Consider the following 16,162-nt stretch of genomic DNA (forward strand, 5'->3'; position numbering starts at 1 on the left):
GGCGGCACCGAGGTCTTCCTCGGGCCAACCCCTTTGCCTTCACCGTGCAGTGTACTGCGCGGCAGGCACGGCGCCACGGCGACGCTCGCCGAGTCCGAGCGTCCGCATTTCGCAGAATTTCCAGCGCCCGGCCGAGCAGACATCCTCGTCGACAACCGGCCCCGCGCGCGGGGTTTCAGCGGGTGGCCGCCGCCCAGCTGGCCAGCGGGTGCGCCTCGAACCAGCGCCGGGTGGCCTCGGCGCCGTTCTCGATCAGCGCGTCCATCTGGGCGGGGGTGATCTCGAAATCGGTGGTGGGGATGTTCGCGTTGTCGATGAAGACGGTCCTCTGGGTGGCCGCGCTGTCGAGGTGCAGGAGGGTCGAGGTATCGAGGATGAACGAGGTAAGGGCCTTTACATAGCCCTCCAGGCCATCGATGCGAGCTGGCAGAGGGCGCCAGCCGTCCTTTGCGGAGTCGATCTGCGCCTTCGTCCCCAGGCTGAAGCCGAGCGTGCCGGGGTTGATGCCGACGGCCTTGCCGAGCAGGCCCAGGATCGGCCGGCGGTGCGTGCCGTCGAAGAGGTCGATGGGGTAATTCCACGACACGCCGCCGTCCACGTAGAGATCGCCCCGGAAGGGGTATGCCTCGAAGAAGAGAGGGATGCTCATCGACATGCGCACGGCCTGGTAGACGGGGACGTCCGCGTGCGCCTCGGCGGAGAAGACCTCGGCCACCTGCTTGGTGAGGTTGGTCGTCACGACATAGAGCGCGCGCGCCCTGCCCGGGTGCTGCGCGGCGAGGGCCTGGAGGTCGCCGAAGGTGACGTCGGGCTGGGCGCGCCCCGTGAGGACCCCGGTGAGCTCAGCGATCTGGGCGCGCAGCCAGGTCTCGAACGCCTTGCCCGGGTGGACGCCATAGCCGTTGAAGAGCCGGACCGAACCGCCGACGACCCAGCCGCCGCCGTCCATGAACGAGGTGAAGTCGGTCGAGCGCAGGATGCGCCCCACCTGCTCCGCGCCGGCGCCCACGGCGAGCAGCGCCGCGGTGATCGCGCCGGCCGAGGTGCCCGCGACGCTGGTCACGGCGGCCAGCGCGTCGCGCTTCTCGAGCTCGGCGATGGCCCCCACGTACGCCATCCCTTTCACGCCACCGCCCTGAAACACGAGGTTCCTGATGGTCAAGACGCCGCCTCCCGCGATTCGTTAACCGATGTTGCTCGGCCGGTACCAGTCGAAGTCGTTGTGGAACGGAAAGCTGTTGATCCCCAGGCTGATGCTGGCGTCGAGCGCGCGGACGTGGTGCCACCAGCCCACCGGGATGAAGAGCGCCTCGCCCGGCTCGAGCACGACGTCCTTCACGAGCACCGGGGCCATCGAGCCTTGCTCCGGGTCCCGATCGGCGTACATCGCGCGTGCGCTGTCGAACAGCGACGTCTCGAACGGCGCGATCATGCGGTAACGCTTCCTGCCGTACACCTGCCCGAACAGGATGTTGGACGTGTCGTAGTGCAGCGGCGTGACGGTCCCGGCAGGGCCGAGCCAGAGCGCCGAGGCGCCCAGCAGCCGCTGCACAGCGCAGTACCCGTCCGGGAGCACCACGTCATCCAGCAGCGCGCCGAGCCTCGTCCGCTCGAGGACGCGGTTGTTGGCGACCATGTAGAAGTCGTTCGTCTCCTCGCTCGCGGCGCCGACGATGCGCGCGACGAAATCGCGCAGCGGCGTGCTCTCCGTGTGCCGCGCCGCGTGCATGTCGTAGTCGGGATCGCTCTGGCGTCCTGTCGTGACGTCGACCACGACATCGCCGAAGCGCTCGGAGAGGTAGGCCGGCGTCCACCGGCCGAAGGCGGGCCAGCGGGTCACAACGTCGGTCAGAATGACCGGGATGTTGCCGGCGACATAGACGTCGCGGAGCTCCGCGCCAGACACGCCGGAGCGCCGCGGAATTCCCGTCGGATCGCAGGCGGTCGACGCCAATCTCTGCTGGAGCCGCGCCAGCATCTCGTGCCGCCGCGCCGACCTGGCGAACGGCCGAGCGGCGACGAAGATGGGCGAACGAACGATGGCCGAGAGCAGCTCTCCGGCCTGTGCTGTGCTGACGCCAGCCGCCTGGAGCTGCTCGGAGATCACGCCCTCGGGCACGCCGCGCAGCAGGTTCTCCGTGGCCCAACGCCACCACTCAGGCGCAACTTCCAGCTCGCGTTCCTGTTCGCCCATCTTCAACCTCACGATGTTGGGGAGCGCAACGGTGCGACGATCGAACCCTTCACTTGCACGGGGGAGGAGGCGGCGGCATCGGCGGGATGATCTCCCCATCTTCCCCATCCGGCGGAGGCGGCGGCATCGGCGGGATGATCTCCCCATCCTCCCCGTCCGGCGGCGGCGGCATCGGCGGGATGATCTCGCCACCCTCGCAATCCGGCGGAGGCGGCGGCATCGGCGGGATGATCTCCCCATCTTCCCCGTCCGGCGGAGGCGGCGGCATCGGCGGGATGATCTCCCCATCTTCCCCGTCCGGCGGAGGCGGCGGCATCGGCGGGACGATCTCTCCATCCTCCCGGTCCGGCGGCGGCATCGGCGGGATGATCTCCTCGTCCGGAGGTGGCGGCGGCATCGGCGGGATGATCTCGCCTTGATCGCCCGGGTCGTGTCCCTCATCGACGCCCGGAGGACCACAGGCGACCACGAAGACGGCAGCAGCCGCTGCGGCCGCTCGAGACACCCGCTGCACCAGGGCCGCCGTCCGAGGCGGCGGCGTGGGCTGCGGCGATAACAAAGCTGCATCGTCCGAAAGAAAGCTACGTGACATGAACACCTCCGTTGACGGCAGCGTGCAGGGCATGTGCCATCTCGCCACCGCCGGATATCCTTGAGCCCTCGCCTCTACAGAGCCGCCCGACCCACCCGTCGCGCATGGCCCAGAGTGGCTCAGCGGCGCGCGGCTCACCGCAGGGCCCGCGCGAGCGCCGCGTCGTCGACTTCCTCCTCCGCGGCGTGCTCGAGTGCCGCGCGCAGCGCGTCGTCGGCCGTGGCCCCAGCGGCGACGCGGATGTGCTCCTGCGCCTCGGGGTAGCCGGCGACGCGCAGGAACAGGGCGGCGCCCACCCGGCGGTCCCGCGGGGCGTTCGCGTCGTCGAGGGCGTGGAGCGCGTCCTCGGGGGTCAGGCCGGCGGCACGGTAGTCGCCGCCGGCGAGCAGCTTGCGGAGGTCCTCGTGCCAGACCGCGAGATCACGGCCGCGCCGCTCCAGCGCCTCGGCGCCGCGCGACGCAGCGCCGCCGGCGGCGCCCTCGTGCGCATCGCGGATGCGCTGCGCGAGCGCCTCGGTCAGGGTGTCTCTTGTCCGGAGCACGACCGAGCCGCCGCCCCGGTGAGAGCCGCCCCGGCGATAGAGGAGGAGGAGCCTATCGCCGAGCCTCCGGACCGCGTCGAGCTCGGCGTAGGCGATCCAGACGGTCGAGAAGGGCCGCTCGACGCGCACGCCGTCGGTGCCCACCACGACCTGGGTGCGGCGCGCGGCGCGGCGGAGCAGCCACGTCGACAGCAGGGTGAGGGCAAACCACGCCACGAGCTGCCAGGAGCTGCCGGGGATGGTCAGCGGCCTGGAGAGCTCCGTCACCCCGATGAGCCAGAGGACCATGAAGACCGGCAGGCCGACGCAGCCGGCCGCGAGCTCGCGGTGGACGCTGCCGAGCGAGATCGCGACACACCGCTCCGTAGGGCCGATCCCGAGGGCTGCGAGCAGGCGCGCGCCCTCCTCCTCGCGCGCGACGTGCACCTCGAGCACCTGTCCGCGGGGCAGGGATAGCTCCACGCGGACGTGCGGATCCGACAGGACCAGGCCAGAGAGGATGTCAGTGCGCGGGATCGATCGCTTCACGGCGCCGGAGGTGAAGCGGAGCCCGGCCGCGTCGGCAGCCACATGCGCCGGCCCCTTCCAGCCGACGGCGGTGGTGGCGAACAGGAGGCTCAAGAAGGAGAGGCCCAAGGCGGCGAGCACGCCGAGCAGGGTCAGGAAGAGAGCGATGACCTCGAACTTGCCAAGGCTCGGAGCGTCGAGCGCATCTGCGAGGACCGAGGCGATCACGCCGATCAGGAAGGGCCCCGCGATCGCGAGCAGCGCGAGGCCTCCGAAGATGCGGCCGAGGCCCTCGTGGCGCCTCGCGACGCGGCGGCTGGTGAGCCTGAAGCCAGATGTCGCCCGCATCGCCTGGACCATTCTGCGCTCTTTGCCGGGGAGATCTCCAGCGCGTACTTCTCGGCTCTTCCCTTGGCCTCATGGGCCGTGCTCCCCTTGCGCTCGTTGCCGCTCGCAGCGACGGCGCTCGCTCCGGCCGCGAGGGGTCCGGCGGCGCCGGACAGGGCGGCGCGCTCGGAGCACGCTCGACCGCGCGGCGCCGGCCGTGGCAGCCTGACGGCGACTCAGCCGTCACCGAGAGCCGCGCAGCGGCGCTCTCCACCCCATTTCATCGGACGCGACCGTCATGGCCCAGCACATCGGCATCGTTGGCTGCTCCGCGGAAGGCGCGGCGCTCTGCTATCGGACCCTCTGCGTGGAGGGCGCGCAGCACCTCGGCGCGCATGCTCACCCCGAGGTCTCGATGCATACCCCCTCGCTCGCCGAGTACATGAAGCACATCGACCGCGACGACTGGGAGGGCGTGGGGGAGCTGATGCTCTCCTCCGCGAACAAGCTCGCGAAGATCGGCGCCGACTTCCTGATCTGCCCCGACAACACCGTTCACCAGGCGCTACGCCATGTCGAGCCGCTGTCGCCGCTGCCCTGGCTGCATATCGCCGAGGTCGTCGCCGAGCACGCGGTCGAGCGCGGGTTCCGGCGCGTCGGCCTGACCGGGACTCGCTGGCTCGTCGAGAGCGAGATCTACCCAGAGAAGCTCGCGGCGCGCGGGATCGAGTGGATTCGCCCCGGCGCCGACGAACGCGAGGAGATAAGCCGCATCATCCTGGAGGAGCTGGTGTACGGCGTGTTCAAGCCCGAGGCAGCTGCTTGCTTTCAGCGGGTCATGAGCCGGATGAGGGACGATGGATGTGACGCCATCGTGCTCGGCTGCACCGAGATCCCGCTGATCATGAGCGACGCGAACTCTCCGCTGCCGACGCTCGACTCCACACGATTGCTCGCGCGGGCAGCGCTGCGCCGAGCCGTGCACGGCGCGGCCGCGCCGGCATGAGCGCGCTCCGTGGGCGGGCCTCGCCGCGGTCTGGGCGCGCGTTGACGCGTAGTTACGGCGAGGTCGCTAACCGTGGATCCAGTAGCGGTAGCCGTTGGTGCGGAAGGGCACGGCGAGCTCGCGGCAGATCTCGGCGATCACATCGGGGGTGAAGAAATAGTTGCGAATGCGGGCGATGTGCTCGCCGTCGGTCTCGACGGTCCAGACGGTGCGCACCGCAGGTCCGGTGTCGTGATCGAACCAGAAGAGCAGCAAAGTCTCGCCGCGATGCTCGCGCACCTCGCAGCGGGGCGGGCCGCCGAGGTAACCCACCAGGTGACGGGCATCGACCCCGCCGGCGTCGGTGGTCGTGATCGGCGAGAGGCTGCCGACGAACGACCCGGTGCGCGGATCGGCCGGGGGCTCGGGCCCGTACTCGGTCACCACGCCGACGATCTCGGTGATCGAGCTGTCGAGGAGCAGCGACGTCAGGGCCTGCAGGTCGCGGGCGTTGAAGGCGGCGCAGAAGGCGTCGAGCACGCCCGGCGCGGGCGCCCGGGGCTCGTCGGCCTCGGGCGCCACGAGCTTGCCGCGGCCGCGGTGCAGCGCCGCCTTGACCGCGCCGACCGAGGTCGAGAGCGACGCGGCGACCTCCTCGAGCGAGAGCTCGAACACGTCCTTGAGCACGACCGCCGCGCGCTCCTGGGGCGACAGGTGCGCGACCAGGGTGCCGGCGGCCTCGCGCGACGCCCGCTCGTCGGGCGCGTGCCCTGGCGCCGGAGCCGCTGCCGCGGGCTCGCCGATCGCGTCGCGCTCGAGCCGCTGCCGCCGGGCGCGGTCGATCCAGAGGTTCGACGCCACCCGGAACAGCCAGGCGCGCGGGTTGGGCAGCTCGTGGAACAGGGTGCCGAGCGTGACGAAGCCGCGGGCCATGGTGTCCTGCACCAGGTCCTCGGCGTCCCACGGGCTCCGGGTCAGGTAGCGGCAATAGCGGTACAGCTCGGGCCGGAGCGGCTCGAACACATCGAGGAACCGCTGCCATGACGCCTTCACATCATTGCTCAGCTCGCCGAGAACGCGCGGCTCGTCATTCATGTCCAGATCGGCTCGTAGCACAGGACTGACAGCCCGCCGCCCAGGTTCTGGGTCCGGATCTGCCGTAGCGAGAGGCGAAGGGAGCGGCGCGCGAACAGCGGCGTGCCGCCCCCGAGCACCACGGGGTGCACGATCAGGCGGAATTCGTCGACCAGGCGGTGCTCGATCAGCGTCGAGACCAGGGCGGCGCCGGCCCAGGCGACGATCGGCTTCCCGGGCTGCCGCTTGAGCGCGGCGATCTCCTCGGGGTCACGCGCCACGCGGGTGTTGGCCCAGGCGGCGTGCGTCAGGGTCCGGGACAGCACCACCTTGGGCAGGGCGTTCATCTTGCGGGCGAACGCGAGGTCCTGCGGCGAGCGCGGGTGCGCCTCGGCGTCGGGCCAGTACTGGAGCATGAGCTCGTAGGAGGTGCGCCCGTACACGGCCAGGCCGACGGAGTCGATCATCTCGTCGCAGTACCGCTCGAACTGCGGGTTGCCGTCCTGGAACCAGTCGAGCTCGCGGCCCGGGCCCTCGATGTAGCCGTCGAGGGAGGTGATCATGGAGACGTAGAGGCGTCGTTCGGTCGGGGTTGTCGTCGTCATGGCCCACCGACGAACGGCGCGGCCGGAAGGATACGGGGGGCGAAAAAATTGTTGAGAGGAGAGGAAGAAGGAGAGATTCACAGGGAGACGGGGAGGCGGGGAGGTGAGAGATAGGGATCAGTCGTTCGAACCATCAGGCTCGGCGCCGACGGCTTCGGGCGGCATCGATGCGGGGCTGCGAGCAGGCTCGACGGATGGTCCCCACCTCTCGCCTCTCCACCTTGGTCTGTCTATCTCTCTCTCCTCCCCGTCTCCCCGTCTCCCTGTGTACTCTCTTGCTCTGTCTCCCGCCCAACAAGCCGCTGTTGCCGGCCACGCTTCGCGCGGCGGCACACCGGCAGGACGTTGGGCGACCCGACCCAGGTTGGGCGAGCCGCACCGCTCACGGGAGGGAGCCAGCACGAGCCTGCTCGATCTCTCCCCACCTCCCCGCCCCGCGGATCCTGAAGTGACCAAGCACGGTCCACGCGTCGAGGGCATCCTCCTCGCTCGGCGCCGGCCCGATGTTGTGCAGGACGAGCGGGATGCCGCGCGGCCCCTTGCGATCGCTGACGATGCCCACGTGATCCGGCGTGCACGAAGGGCACGGCTTGAGGGCCCAGACCACGATATCGCCAGGCTCCCAGGTGCTCATCGCGGCCTCGTCGAACGTCCTGGGGAGCGACGTCGCGTGGGCGCGCAGGTAGGTAAGCATCGGGCCGACGCGGCGATGATCGATGTTGCGATCGGGACGCTCGACTGTCGTGTAGACCGACCGGCGCGCGAGGATATCTTCGTGAATCTTCTCCTGGAGATCGACGCCCGCGGCGCGGACGGCGCGCACGACGACATCGGTGCAGACGCCGCGATCGGGGGCCGGATCGCCGTTGGGGTAGCCGATCGCGACCCACGCGGGATCGTAGGTGACGCCCCGGGCGACCTCGAGGCGGGCGCGGGCGACGATCGGATCGGCGGACGCGGGCGCGATGGCGGGCTCGGCAGGAGACGCCGGAGCAGCAGGCGCAGGCGCCTCTGCGCGCGCAGGCACAGCGGCCGACGCGTGACGGCTCTCGCGCGGAGCGGGCCCTTGCGAGCCACAGGCCAGGAGGGTGACCGCGGCGACGGACGCCAGGAATCGTGAGCTCATGGCGCGTCATCGGCCGGCGCGGGCGATCTGTGACAAGGACGGCGCACGATCGCCCCAGGCTCTCCAGCTCCTCCCCCGCCCTGCCCTGGCGGCACGCCGCCCTCCACGCAACCTGCGACGACGGCGCTGGGCAGACGCCGTCGGTGCAGTACAACCAAGGCTCCCCCCTTGCCGAGGAGCTGCCGCATGACGCGTCGTCTTCAGGAACGCCTGCTCGCGATCATGGACCGCAAGAACCACTGGGCCTGGGCGCACCTCACCGGCCCCGGCCTCACGCGAGACCAGCTCGCCGCCCACTTCCGGCACGAATACCGGGTCTACGTGCGCGACTTCCCGGTGCTGCTCGCGCGCGTGCTCGGCCAGTCGCCGCCCGCCGCGGTGCGCAGCGCCCTCGCCGAGAACCTCTTCGAAGAGCAGACGGGCAAGCTCTCGCTGGGCGTGTCGCACCCGGCGCTCTTCCTGGAGATGATCGACGGCCTGGGCATCCCGCGCGCGGCCATCGAGGACGAGTCGATCCCGCTCGAGCCCGAGGCCCACGCCTACCGGGCGCTGCTCGACCATGTGAGCGCGGCGCCGCCCTGGGTCGTGGGCGCGGCGGTGCTGACGATCTTCGTGGAGGGCAGCGTGCACGAGCGCGCAGAGCTCCTCGGGCAGCGCGAGGCGCCGCCGATCGAGGAGGCGCTGCGCGCGCACCCGATGGTGCGGCACTACGGGTGTCCGCCCGAGCGCATGCGCCTGGCGAGGGCGCACCGGGCGGTCGAAGGGGGGCACCGGCGGGACGCGTGGGAGATGGTGCTGGGGCACGTGCCGGACGAGGGCCCGATGGCGGACGCGGTCGCGTCGGCGGTGGCCGCAGCGCACGCGGCCTGGCTGGCGTACCGGGATGGAGTCGCGCGCGCGATGGCGCTCCGGCAGGCCTGAGCTGGCCTCGGCGCACTCCTCCGGTTCTGCCTGACACGCGCGGCGTTCACTGATAGAATCGCGCGCATCGCTTGGGCCGTTCTGCGCCCGTTGTTGAGGAGATCTCCCAGTATGTCCTTCTCGGCTCGTTCCTTTGCCTTCTTTGGCATGTTCACGCTTGCGTCCGCGGCCGCGTGCGGCGGCGAATCCAGCTCCGGGGCCGGCGGCGCCGGCGGGTCGGGCGACGACGCTGCGGGCCCGGGCCCCGGCAGCACCTCCTCCGGCCCCGGCGCGACCAGCGGCGGCGCCACGAGCGGCGGCGGCGCCACGAGCGGCAGCGCCACGAGCAGCGGCTCAGGCGGCGCCACCAGCGGCAGCGCCACGAGCAGCAGCACAGGCGACGCCACCACGGGCACCGGGGGCAGCGACAGCACGACCACCACGACCACCACGACCACCACGACCAGCACGTCGACCGGCGGCACGGACCCCGGCGGATGCAGCATCTTCTGCTCCGACTTCGAGGGCGGCTCGCTGCCTTCCGAGCTCCAGTTCTTCCCGGACTACCTGCGCGATAGAATGAGCAATTTCGTGACGCTGGACAGCACCGGTCACAGCGGCACGCGCTCCGTCAAGGTCTCGGGCACGGACTTCAGCCAGATGCTCGGCGTGGCCGTGCCGAGCAACTTCTGGGGCAGGATCTACCTCAAGAGCGCTACCGACATCCAGATGGGCCACAACACGTATGTCGCGGCCGTGGAAGGCAACGGGGATCCCAACAACGGGGAGCAGATCCGCATCGGCGAGCACCAGTGTCAGCTCGAGCTGAACCGCAAGAGCGACGACAAAGAGAAGCTCTCGAACGGCGGAACGTACATGTGCAGCGGCGGCGTGAAGCTCGTCGCGAACACCTGGTACTGCCTCGAGTTCCACTACGACGGGCCGGGCCGCTCGGTGAGCGTGTTCGTGGACGGCACCGAGGTCAACGCGATGGGCGTCACGGACTGGGGCCCGTACGACTACAAGCTCTTCAAGTTCGGGTTCGAGAAGTACCACGGCGGGGCCAAGACGATGTGGTACGACGACCTCGCGCTCAACTCGGAGCGCATCGGCTGCGGCAAGTAACGCCGCCCTGGACCAACCAACGCCGGGCTCAGTCGTCGATGACGGCGTTGACGATCCCGTCGAAGAACTCCCCGTTCCCGACCGCGTCGAGCATCCGGTTCCAGCCGATCTCATCGAACGGCGTCGGCAAGCCGTGGTTCGTCAAGATGACCCCGATCAGCTCGCGGCGGCGATCGATCCACAGGAAACACCCGGTGCCGCCCGCCTTGCCGTAAGAGCCGCTCGAGAGGCGCGACCCGCCGTTGGAGAAGCGGTGGGTCGCGAGCTCCCAGCCATACCCCTTGGGCGTCATCAGGAGATTCGTTATCGGCGACACGTCGGTCTCCGACGCCCTCACCTCGGGCGTCTGGTTGCTCACCATCGCGGCGGCGACCTGGCGGCTCAGGACGCGGACGCCGCCGTACCTGCCGCCGTTCAGGATCATCTGGCAGAACACCGCGATGTCCCGCGCCGTCGAGAAGACGCCGTCACAGCCGGCGATCCCGCCGAGCGCGTGATCCTGCTCGTCCTGCACCTCGCCGCGGCACATCCTCCCCCGGAGCTCGGAGTAGCCCGTCGCCGCGGTCCGCGAGATGAGCGCCCCCGACGGGTTGAAGGTCGTGTCGCTCATGCCGAGCGGGCCCCAGATGCGCGCCTTCGCGAAGGCGTCGAGATCCATGCCCGAGGCGACCTCGATCACCCGCCCCAGGAGGCGGTAGGTGAGATCGCTGTAGAGCACCTGCGTGCCAGGGACGTACTCGAGCGGCGCCTCCGCCATGCGCTGCCAGACGCGCTCGGCGTCCGGATCGTCCAGGAACTGGCTGTCCAGCGGCAAGCCAGCCGTGTACCGGAGCATGTCGCGCACCGTGATGGCCGCCTTGCCGTTGGCCGCGAATTCCGGGATGAAGTCGGCCACCCGATCGTTCATCCGCAGCACGCCGTCCTGCGCGAGGATCATCGCCGACGTCGCCGTCGCGAGGACCTTGGTGATGGAGAGCAGGTCGAACAGCGTGTCGAGCGTCATCGGCTCGTCCGCGCCGCGGACCCGGGAGCCGAACGCCCGGTGCCCGACGATCCTCCCCCGCCGCGCTACCAGGGCGACCGCGCCCGGGAACAGGCCGTCGGTCACCCGGCGCTGGACGCGCGCAAAGACGTCCTCGATGCGCTCCGAGCACAGGCCGACACCCTCGGGCCGCCCAGGGACGAGATGCTCGTACGTCGTCTGTGCGTAAGCCTCAGCCACCTTGGCCGACAGGACCGCCGGCGCGAGCGCGGCCGCCGCCGCCGTACGACCCAGCCCCTGGAGAAGGCGCCTGCGATTAAAAAATCCATGCTCGGTGCACATGCTCGCTCCTGATCCGTGATCTGTAGGGGGCGGGTCGTGCCGCTGCAGAGCCCGCTCGGGCGCGCCTTCGCGCGCCGTCGCTGAGGTCGCCATCGACGCTCGCGAGCGCCCGAATTCATGGACAGCAGGAGGCGTGCCGGGCAGCGGACCCAGCGATTCGCGGCGCCGCTGCGCGAGAGCGCCGGCGGGCCGGTGCGCCGATCGTGCACCCGCCTGCACGATCGGCCGCGCGATGGCCCGCGCGGCCCCGGCGCGCTGCACGGTTTTGCATGATTCGTGCAAACCAACGCCAAACCAACGTACGGCGGCGCGCGGCGCCGCGTAGGATGTGCTCGTGGACGAAGGCTTTCCCGGCAGCGATGTGCGGGGCTCCTGCACGACGACGCTCCGGCTCGCGATCGTGGCCGGCAATACGATCACCTTCGCTCCGCTGCCGCCCCACGGCCGCGTCGTCCTCGGCCGCGACGAGGGGTGCGACGTGCGGATCGACGATCGTTCGGTGTCGCGCCGGCACGCGCTCCTCCACGTCGGCCCGCCGCTCCGGATCGAGGACCTCGGGAGCGCCAACGGCACCTTCGTCGGCGAGCAGCAGGCCCGCGCGCTGACGGCGCGCACGCACCGCCTGCGGCGCCTCTCGCGAGAGAGCGCGGAGGTCGGCGTCGGCGAGCGCTTCAACCTCGGCGCGACCACCGTCGTCGTCGGCCGCGCGCCCGGCGGGGCGGCCGAGGAGCCCGACCGCGGAAAGCCGCCCGCTGACATCGTGCTGCTGGCCCCGGCGATGCTGGCGCTCTACGAGCAGGCCGCCCGCGCCGCGCGGAGCCCCATCAGCGTGCTCATCCTGGGCGAGACGGGGGTGGGCAAGGAGGTGCTCGCCCGGACCCTCCACGCGCGCTCACCGCGGTCGAGCGGGCCCTACCTCGAGCTGAACTGCGCCGCGCTGCCGCCGTCGCTCCTCGAGGGCGAGCTCTTCGGCCACGAGAAGAGCGCCTTCACGGGCGCCAGCCACGCGCGCCCGGGCCTCCTCGAGGCGGCCCACGGCGGCACGCTGTTCCTCGACGAGATCGGGGAGCTGCCCCTCGCCTTCCAGGCGAAGCTGCTCCGCGTCCTCGAGGACCGGAAGGTGCTCCGCATCGGGGGCCGCACCCCCCGCCGGCTCGACCTCCGCTTCGTGGCGGCGACCAACCGCGATCTCGAGGCGGAGATCGCGCGCGGCGCCTTCCGCCAGGACCTCTACTTCCGGCTGAACGGCATCTCCCTGGTCGTCCCGCCGCTGCGCGAGCGGATCGCCGAGATCGGCCCGCTCGCCGGGAGGTTCCTCGAGGAGGCGTGCCGGCAGCTCGACCAGCGCGGCACGCCGCGCATCTCGCCGGAGGCGCTCGCCGCCCTCGAGGCGTACAGCTGGCCGGGGAACGTGCGCGAGCTGCGCAACGTGATCGAGCGCGCGGCGGTCCTGTGCGCGGGGGAGTTGGTCCTGCCCGCCGATCTGCCGCCGCACCTGATGAACGGCGCGGCTCCCCCGTCGAGCGGCGCCGCGTCGCGGCCCAGCGGCACCATCCCCCCGCCGCCGCCCAGCGGCGCCGCGCTGCCGCTCAGCAGCGGCGTGCTTCCGCCCAGCGGCGCCGCGCTGCCGCCCAGCGGCGCCGCGCCCCCGTCGAGCCGCGCCACGCCCCTGTCGAGCGGCGACGCACCCCCGTCGGGCCGCGCCGCGCCCCTGTCGAGCGGCGACGCCCCCCCGTCGGGCCGCGCCGCGCTGCCGCCGCCTCCGCCCAGCGGCACCGGGCTGCCGCCGGCCGACGCACCGCCGCCGAGCGGCGACGCCCTGGCGAGGCTCCGGCTCGAGATGAAGGCCGCCGACCGACAGCGCGTCGTCGAGGCCCTCGAGCGGTCCGCGGGAAACCAGACGCGCGCCGCCAAGCTCCTCGGCGTCTCGCTGCGCACGCTGATCAACCGCATCGACGAGTACGGCATCCCGCGGCCGCGGAAGCGGCCTCCCTGAGCGGCGGGACGCTGGCCGCGAGCCGAGGTGGGTGCCGGACGACTCCCGGGGACGAATCAAGCAGCTGGAGCGACAGACGGGTTGAACCCACCTGACACGAGCAGAATTTCGAACCGCCAAGCGCGCCACGGACGCCAAGAAGAGGACACGAATTGGGGCGTCCGTAGCGGTTGATTTCACGCCAGATCAACGTGATCGGTGTCCCAGCCCCGCATGTACGACTCCCGGAAGCTGGGCTGCGCCCGTGTAGTAGAATACAGAGCGTGCGACACCCGATTCCCGCTCCCGCCCAGGCGCGCCCCTGGCGCGGCCACCGCTCGCTCCTCGCCACGCTCGCCGGCGCCCTCGCCCTCCAGGCCGTGACCCCCGGCTGCGCACCCCCACCCGCGTCCGCTTCCGCGCCCACGCCGGCCACCTCCACCACGCCCGCACCGGCCGCTTCCACCGCGCCCGCGCCGGCCGCTTCCACCACGCCTGAGCCGGCCGCTTCCATCGCGCCTGAGCCGGCCGCCACGCTGGTTCGACCGAAATGGACGCTCGGCAAGCCGCCGGTGTCCGATGCGCCCACAATCACGGTGCGCCCGCGCGTCCTGCAAGACGTCCTCGTCAACCCGGGCATGGGTATCCAGACGTTCCAGCGCTTCAATGGCCAGGCGTTGAACCCCGGCCTCACCGGCCCGAACTGGTCGGAGGCCGGCCCCACCGCGAAGCTCCCCGACCTCGCGGTGAAGCCCCAATTCCCCGACAGCTCGGTGGCCTACTTGCGCTGGCACTGGGTGACGCTGGAGCCGGAGCGCGGCAAGATCCGCTGGGAGATCCTCGATCTCGCGCTGGAGGAGGCGCGCCGCCACGGCCAGACCCTGGCCATCCGCCTCATGCCCTACGACCGCGATCACCCGCTGCCGGAGTGGTACCGGACCTCGGGCGCGCGGCGCGCGAACAAGGAGACGGACGAGAAGACCGGCAAGATCTGGGAACCTGATTACACCGACCCGCTCTACCTGAAGCACTGGGGCACCCTCGTGGCCGCGGCCGGCAAACGCTATGACGGTCACCCCGATCTGGACAGCGTCGACATCGCCTCCATCGGCTACTGGGGTGAGGGCTGGAGCGATTACGCTCCCCCCGCGGCGACCGAGCGGAAGCTCATCGACATCTATTTCAAGGCGTTCAAGAGGACCCCGCTGCTCGTCAATGACCAGCCCGGCGTCATCGATTACGCCGTGGGCAAGGGGGCCGGCTGGCGCCTCGATTGCTGGGGAGACATGCGCTCCTCCGAGCCGAACGTCAACTGGTCCCACATGCTGGACTCCTATCCGGAGCTCGTCGCGCGCCCGGCGGTGCGCGAGGCCTGGCGCCGCGGGCCGGTGTCGCTGGAGACCTGCGGCGTGGTGGGCGACTGGCTCGCCGCGGGCTGGGACGTCGATTATATCCTCGACCGGGCTCTGGCCTGGCACGCCTCGACGATCAACCTGAAATCGTCGGCGATCCCACCGCAATGGGAGCGAAAGTTCGATGAGTTCGCCCGCCGGCTGGGCTACCGGCTGATCCTGCGCCGGCTGGAGCACCCGAAGAAGGTGAAGGCGAGCGGGCCGATGAAGCTCAAGCTGTGGTGGCAGAACGCGGGCGTGGCTCCGGTCTATCGCCCCTTCAAGATCGCGCTCGAGCTCCGCGCCGAGGGAGGGGCGGGCGTGGCGGAGGTGCCGCTCGACGCGCGGACGCTGCTGCCCGGGGACACCACCTGGGAGGGCGAGCTGCGCGTGCCAGCGGGCCTCCAGCCCGGTCCCCACGCGCTGCGCCTCGCGCTGCTCGACCCGCGCACCAAGGCACCGGCCATCCGGCTCGCGATCGAGGGCCGCGAGCCGGACGGTTGGTACAACCTGGGCACGATCCTGGTGGAGTGACGGCGGGAGGCAAAGCTGAGCGCGCCGTGGGTCGGGGACAGGCCCTCAGGAGCGAGCGAGCACCATCCGAATCGCACGCTCGACCGGAGAGGCGTCGTCGCGCCACGGGTCGAGCGGTTCCCTCGGCAGCAAGGAAGGTTGCGCGAGGAATCGAGGCCGGTCGCCACGCAGGAGGGGCTGCGCCGCGTGAACGAGGAACGGGTGACACAGGTACACCGTGCCAGCCGGTCCAGTCGCGACGGCCTCGGGGCGGTGCGACGACTCGGCGAAGTCGGTGCTGGCGAGCTCGCCGAGGGTCAGCCCCTCCGCTCCGTGAGGTTCGAGCCTTCGCGCGATGTCGAAGTGCGAACCCACGCGAAGACGCGTCGGTGCATCCTGGTCACCGACGTCGGAGAAGAGAAAGAGCATGAGGAGCGCGCGCCCCTTCGACGCCACGTTGGCCCGCCACTTGAGGAAGTCCGGCTCGCCCTCCGTTCCGTAGCTCACATCGATGTGCCAGCCGCAGTCGCCCGGATCGTCTGGCGAGGGGAAGCGGATCGGGAACGTGCCGAGGCTGCCGCGAGGCATCCAGCGTCCAGGCCCCACGAGCGCGTCGTAGGCCGCGTGCAGCCTCGGTGTGTTGGCCGCCTCACGGAAGAGTGGGTTCGGGATCTCGCCGATACGCACGACGGGGCGTGTCCAGGCGGAGGGCGCATCCTCCGCACACCCGGTGGCGAGCCACAAGACGCGACGACATGCGTCGGCGAGCTCACGCGGGAAAGCTTCGTCGATCCGAACGAAGCCATCGTGGACGAACTGTTCGATCTGCGCTGCGGACAGCGCGACATCATGATGAGGCATCTGAAATCTCCTGTTGTTCCAGCTCAAGGCACACGACCGCGCACGACGCGGACGACGAATGAGCGCCGGGATGCGGCGCTCAGCCGAGCAGGAACACAGAAAACTTCATCGACGGGATAGT

14 protein-coding genes are annotated in these 16,162 nt (G+C 71.0%); 5 read left to right on the forward strand and 9 right to left on the reverse strand.

Features of this window, described 5'->3' with window-relative positions; genetic code table 11:
- Positions 1 to 175 precede the first annotated feature (175 nt).
- From WME79_RS36370 to WME79_RS36385, 4 genes are all read right to left on the reverse strand, one after another.
- Positions 176 to 1,162, reverse strand: a complete 987-nt coding sequence (locus tag WME79_RS36370; protein WP_437524519.1) for a patatin-like phospholipase family protein — start codon at positions 1,160 to 1,162, stop codon at positions 176 to 178.
- Positions 1,163 to 1,183: 21 nt separating this feature from the next.
- A complete protein-coding gene (locus WME79_RS36375; protein ID WP_437524522.1) occupies positions 1,184 to 2,194 on the reverse strand; it encodes a cupin-like domain-containing protein in 1,011 nt (336 codons plus the stop codon).
- A 49-nt stretch (positions 2,195 to 2,243) separates the two neighbouring features.
- On the reverse strand, positions 2,244 to 2,786 hold the full coding sequence (locus tag WME79_RS36380; RefSeq protein WP_437524525.1) for a hypothetical protein: 543 nt from the start codon (positions 2,784 to 2,786) through the stop codon (positions 2,244 to 2,246).
- A 134-nt stretch (positions 2,787 to 2,920) separates the two neighbouring features.
- The gene (locus WME79_RS36385) at positions 2,921 to 4,195 is read right to left on the reverse strand and encodes a hypothetical protein (RefSeq protein ID WP_437524528.1); all 1,275 of its coding nucleotides are present in this window, start codon (positions 4,193 to 4,195) and stop codon (positions 2,921 to 2,923) included.
- Positions 4,196 to 4,460: 265 nt separating this feature from the next.
- Here WME79_RS36385 and WME79_RS36390 point away from each other — a divergent pair, with 265 nt between their 5' ends.
- The gene (locus WME79_RS36390) at positions 4,461 to 5,168 is read left to right on the forward strand and encodes an aspartate/glutamate racemase family protein (protein WP_437524530.1); all 708 of its coding nucleotides are present in this window, start codon (positions 4,461 to 4,463) and stop codon (positions 5,166 to 5,168) included.
- 66 nt (positions 5,169 to 5,234) lie between these two features.
- Here the strand turns inward: WME79_RS36390 and WME79_RS36395 are convergent, their stop codons facing one another.
- The 3 genes from WME79_RS36395 to WME79_RS36405 all read right to left on the reverse strand — a co-directional run bounded on the left by WME79_RS36395 (position 5,235) and on the right by WME79_RS36405 (position 7,952).
- On the reverse strand, positions 5,235 to 6,242 hold the full coding sequence (locus tag WME79_RS36395) for an RNA polymerase sigma factor (protein WP_437524533.1): 1,008 nt from the start codon (positions 6,240 to 6,242) through the stop codon (positions 5,235 to 5,237).
- Positions 6,239 to 6,826, reverse strand: a complete 588-nt coding sequence (locus tag WME79_RS36400) for a dihydrofolate reductase family protein (protein WP_437524536.1) — start codon at positions 6,824 to 6,826, stop codon at positions 6,239 to 6,241. The genes WME79_RS36395 and WME79_RS36400 overlap by 4 nt, the downstream gene beginning before the upstream one ends.
- A 382-nt stretch (positions 6,827 to 7,208) precedes the next feature.
- Positions 7,209 to 7,952, reverse strand: coding sequence for a DUF1287 domain-containing protein (locus WME79_RS36405; RefSeq protein WP_437524539.1), 744 nt, complete (start codon positions 7,950 to 7,952; stop codon positions 7,209 to 7,211).
- A gap of 186 nt (positions 7,953 to 8,138) precedes the next feature.
- Here WME79_RS36405 and WME79_RS36410 point away from each other — a divergent pair, with 186 nt between their 5' ends.
- The gene (locus WME79_RS36410; protein WP_437524542.1) at positions 8,139 to 8,873 is read left to right on the forward strand and encodes an iron-containing redox enzyme family protein; all 735 of its coding nucleotides are present in this window, start codon (positions 8,139 to 8,141) and stop codon (positions 8,871 to 8,873) included.
- 111 nt (positions 8,874 to 8,984) lie between these two features.
- The gene (locus tag WME79_RS36415) at positions 8,985 to 9,977 is read left to right on the forward strand and encodes a hypothetical protein (RefSeq protein WP_437524544.1); all 993 of its coding nucleotides are present in this window, start codon (positions 8,985 to 8,987) and stop codon (positions 9,975 to 9,977) included.
- Positions 9,978 to 10,005: 28 nt separating this feature from the next.
- On the opposite strand, the gene WME79_RS36420 is transcribed toward WME79_RS36415, so the two are convergent.
- Positions 10,006 to 11,301, reverse strand: a complete 1,296-nt coding sequence (locus WME79_RS36420; protein WP_437524547.1) for a serine hydrolase domain-containing protein — start codon at positions 11,299 to 11,301, stop codon at positions 10,006 to 10,008.
- A 334-nt stretch (positions 11,302 to 11,635) separates the two neighbouring features.
- On the opposite strand from WME79_RS36420, the gene WME79_RS36425 reads away from it, so the two are divergent.
- Both WME79_RS36425 and WME79_RS36430 read left to right on the forward strand, forming a co-directional pair.
- On the forward strand, positions 11,636 to 13,297 hold the full coding sequence (locus WME79_RS36425) for a sigma 54-interacting transcriptional regulator (RefSeq protein WP_437524550.1): 1,662 nt from the start codon (positions 11,636 to 11,638) through the stop codon (positions 13,295 to 13,297).
- Positions 13,298 to 13,560: 263 nt separating this feature from the next.
- The gene (locus WME79_RS36430) at positions 13,561 to 15,201 is read left to right on the forward strand and encodes a DUF4832 domain-containing protein (protein WP_437524553.1); all 1,641 of its coding nucleotides are present in this window, start codon (positions 13,561 to 13,563) and stop codon (positions 15,199 to 15,201) included.
- A 45-nt stretch (positions 15,202 to 15,246) separates the two neighbouring features.
- Here WME79_RS36430 and WME79_RS36435 read toward each other — a convergent pair whose 3' ends face one another.
- Complete coding sequence (locus WME79_RS36435; RefSeq protein ID WP_437524556.1) at positions 15,247 to 16,041, reverse strand: phytanoyl-CoA dioxygenase; 795 nt, start codon at positions 16,039 to 16,041, stop codon at positions 15,247 to 15,249.
- Between the last annotated feature and the right edge of the window lie 121 nt (positions 16,042 to 16,162).

Source organism: Sorangium sp. So ce726 (assembly GCF_051521405.1).
Taxonomy (GTDB): Bacteria; Myxococcota_A; Polyangia; order Polyangiales; family Polyangiaceae; genus Sorangium.